The organism is Novipirellula sp., assembly GCF_041583735.1.
Lineage (GTDB): Bacteria > Planctomycetota > Planctomycetia > Pirellulales > Pirellulaceae > Novipirellula.
Genome location: NZ_JBFHFD010000765.1, coordinates 1 through 3801 on the forward strand (window position 1 = coordinate 1; position 3801 = coordinate 3801).

Consider the following 3801-nt stretch of genomic DNA (forward strand, 5'->3'; position numbering starts at 1 on the left):
CCGTGCACGCAGATTCCTTGACCTTGGGTTTTCCCTCGCTGACTTGGATGGCGCCCTCGACGGGGCACCGCTCGCTGCAGACGGTGCAAGTCGTTCCGTGGTGCGCCAAGCACAAATGTTCGGTGACGATCGCGGTTCCCATCATCGGACGCACGTGTGTGGTCAACACGTGCGGTTCGCAGGCGGTAATGCAAGGGAAATCGTCGCACATCATGCAGGGTTGATGGTCGGGATCGATCATCGGAGTGCCAACTGCTTCGCGCATTCTCGGCGGTGCATGGATGATTGCGTCGTGAGGACAAACTTCGATACAGCGATTGCATCGCGTGCAATCGTTTAGAAAACTCGCTTCGTCGATCGCTCCGGGCGGCCGCAAGATTGGGATGGTGCGGCGACGCGCCGCGTCGGGCTGAGCCGACTTTTCCGGTTCCGCATCCGCGGCACCGACTTCGCGAGTCGTTCGTGGGTATCGCATCACCAGCGGCGGATGACACCGCTCGGGCGGCGGAGTCGTCGCCGGTGGTTCCGCAGTTTGCTCGGGATCACGATGACCAAACAACCGACCGTGTAGCAGGTCACGGCGTGAAAGACCTTCGCGGCGCGGTTGCTGGTCTGACATCACGTTTACTTTATGTTGGGTTCCGGCAAGAAGCCGATTTGCTCGGGCACGATCGATTGGTCAAGCGTCGCCGACGGAGCATGGCATTGTAAACAATTGGTACGCCAAGGGTGCGTCGATTCGAGTCCTGCCCAGCCAGCGTTCCCGCCGTGACACGCCAAACACTGGTCTCGCATCCACGTTGAATGCGGAATCGTAGGCGGTGCGCCGGGAAAGGCACGCTCGCCCTTGAGCGGTGCAGGCAGGCCGACAAACGTGGTTTGCACCTCGGTATCGAAATCGGTGAACGGTTTCGGTGGTGGCGGAGCGTGGCACTGGACGCAATTCGCCAAAAATCCATGCGACATTCGGTTCGCGACACGGTTCTCGATGCGTTTGCCTTCGCCGTGACACGCATAACATGCCGCGTCGTTTGTGCCTTCGACCACGTGCGGGATGATCGGCGGAGCTCCGTTAAACGCCCGGCGAGATGCCCGCGTCAGCGTCGACTGTAACTTGGCTTCTTCGCTCGGTTTGATCTCGGCGAACAAATCGTATTGAGGTTGCGGGATCTGGTCGAGTTTCGGCTTCCACTGGCTGGTCGGTCCCGTCTCGCTACGCCGCATTTCCGCGTAGGTGACGGCGGCAATCGTGGACGTGGACGGAGGTTCCGCAGGTCGCTCGGATCCCTCAACTTGCGATGACAGCCACGGGGCTTGCTGCTCGAAATCTTCTTGCGGGACCCCGTCGTTGATGCCGACGAAATAGCCGACCACGGCAACGCCGATGACAGCGACCAGAAAGGCGATCGAGCCACGAGTCGCTACGTTTTTCGAGTTGGTTTCGCTATTCATCGCTGGGCGACCTCGGCGCTTTGTTTGCGAATTCGCACGGCACATTTCTTGTAGTCGGGCTGCTTCGAAAACGGATCGTGAGCTTCGAGCGTTACATTGTTGATCAATTTGGTCTCGTCAAAGAACGGAACAAAAATCGATCCCTTGGGTGGTTGTCCGCGACCGTTGATCCAGACAGGCAAATCACAGCTGCCGCGGCGAGATTCAACCGTGACCACTTCGCCTTGGCGAATATTCAGTGCCGCTGCATCGTCGGGATGAACCTCGATATAGGCGGTGGGCATCGCCCGGTTCAATTGCGATACACGCCGCGTCATTGTTCCTGAGTGCCAATGTTCCAGCACACGGCCGGTGCACAACCACAACGGGTACTCGTCGTCGGGCAGCTCCGGCGGTGGTTGGTAATCATGGAACCAAACTTGGCCGCGACCGTCGTGGGTGACCGAATGGTAAAAGTCGATCTCTTTGCCTTCGGCGACAAACGGATCATCAAACCCGGCGAAGCGAAACATGGTTTCACGCCACGATCCGTCGGCTTGTTCGACCACCGGCCAACGCAACCCGCGTGCTTTCACGTACTCTTCGTACGGCGCCAAGTTCTTGTGTTTCATCACCGTGAACTTGCGGTACTCTTCGAACAACGCCTTGTCGACATTGACGTCGTAGTAGTGTTCCCACTGCCACACCGGAACCTCTTCGCCGTCGTCGTCATAGACCGCAAAGATGAATTTGCCGTCTTTATCCTTCATCCCTTCGTGACCGAGTTCGAACAAGCGGTGGGCGATCGCGATCGTTTGCCAACAATCGTCGCGTGCTTCGCCTGGCGGATCGACCATTTTGAACCACTGCTGCGTTCGTCGTTCCGAGTTGCCGACCATGCCGTTCTTTTCCACCCACATCGCGGCAGGCAAAATCAAGTCGGCGAGTCGTGTGGTGGCTGTCGGGTAGACGTCCGAAACAATCAGGAATTTGTCCTTCAGATTTTCTTTGTCATTGAACAGCAGGTTCAAGTTAGGCAGTGTTTGGCCGGGATTGGTGACCTGGACGAACAGCGTATCGATATCGCCTCCTTCGTCGGTAGCCTTGGTGAATTGCTCGAACATTTTCACGGTGTGGTAACCGGGGGCTGCATTGATGCGGCCAGCCGGCATGTTCCAGATCTCTTCGGACTGAGCGCGATGTTCATCATTGGCAACGACACGTCCGCCGGGCAATGCATGTGCCAGTGTGCCGACTTCGCGAACGGTGCCGCAGGCCGACGGTTGCCCGGTTAAACTGGTGGGCGAATCGCCGGGTTTGCCAAAATGTCCGCTCAAGAAATGGACGCCGTGCACCAAGCTGTTGATCGCCGTGCCCATCGTGTGCTGGTTCATCCCCATGCACCACAAACTGGTGATTCTCAGTTTTGGGTTTCCGAACAGATCGCCCAGCATGCGAATTTGCTCGACCGACAATCCCGACAGCTCCGCGACATGCTCGGGCGTATACTTTGCGATTCGTTTCTTGTATTCGTCAAACGAGATCGCTTCGCCTTGCAGCGTTGGGTTTTCCGGTTCCGGTGCACGGAAGTTGACAAAGTTCTCGACGAACTTTTTGTCATAGGTTCCGTTTTTGATCAACAGATGCATGATCCCCAGGGCAATCGCGACATCGCCATGCGGCTTCATTATCAGAAAGTCGTTCGCGGCGTCGGTGGTTCGAGTGCGGCGGGTGCCGATGTCAATCAACCGTACGTTTTCGCCCTTGGAACGCCGGTCGATGACTCGCGAAAAGAGCACCGGATGCATTTCGGCAGGGTTGTTGCCCCAGGTGATCAAGACATCACATTCGTCCAAGTCGGCATAACATCCGGCCGGTTCATCGACGCCATAGGTGGCTAAGAATCCGGTGACCGCCGACGCCATGCAGAGCCGAGCGTTGGGATCGATGTGATTATTGGACAATCCGCCCTTCATGAATTTTTGTGCGGCGTAGCCTTCCGGGATCGTCCATTGGCCCGACCCGTAAAACGCAAACGTGTTGGGCGATTTCATGATCCGTTTGGCAACGATATCGATCGCTTCGTCCCATTCGATCTGTTTGTACGATTCGCCATCACGTAGGAGTGGCTTGGTCAAACGGTCTTTGCCGTACAGGATGCCGCCGACATGATAGCCTTTAACGCAAAGCAGTCCCTTGTTCACATCGGCATGCTTGTCGCCAGCCACCGCGACCACGCGGCCCTCTTCGACACCGACTTGGACATGGCAACCGGTGCCACAGAAACGGCAGGGAGCCTTGTTCCAATGGATTGACGATGACGCATCCGTTTCCGTCGGATCGACGACCGGCAACGCAAACGCACTGCCC

3 protein-coding genes are annotated in these 3801 nt (G+C 57.3%); all 3 read right to left on the bottom strand.

Annotated elements, in window-relative coordinates; all coding sequences use genetic code 11:
• Positions 1-619, bottom strand: a 619-nt coding sequence (locus ABX962_RS32365; protein ID WP_372725823.1) for a 4Fe-4S binding protein, incomplete at its 3' end; no start/stop codon positions are given.
• Between the two features lie 5 nt (positions 620-624).
• A complete protein-coding gene (locus ABX962_RS32370) occupies positions 625-1452 on the bottom strand; it encodes a diheme cytochrome c precursor (protein ID WP_372725824.1) in 828 nt (275 codons plus the stop codon).
• A partial coding sequence (locus ABX962_RS32375; protein WP_372725825.1) for a molybdopterin-dependent oxidoreductase occupies positions 1449-3801 on the bottom strand: 2353 nt, incomplete at its 5' end. The genes ABX962_RS32370 and ABX962_RS32375, both read right to left, overlap by 4 nt.

What these genes read in the sequence shown, in the direction of transcription:
- ABX962_RS32370 (WP_372725824.1), bottom strand. Translation starts at nt 1,452, where the DNA reads ATGAATAGCGAAACCAACTCGAAAAACGTAGCGACTCGTGGCTCGATC.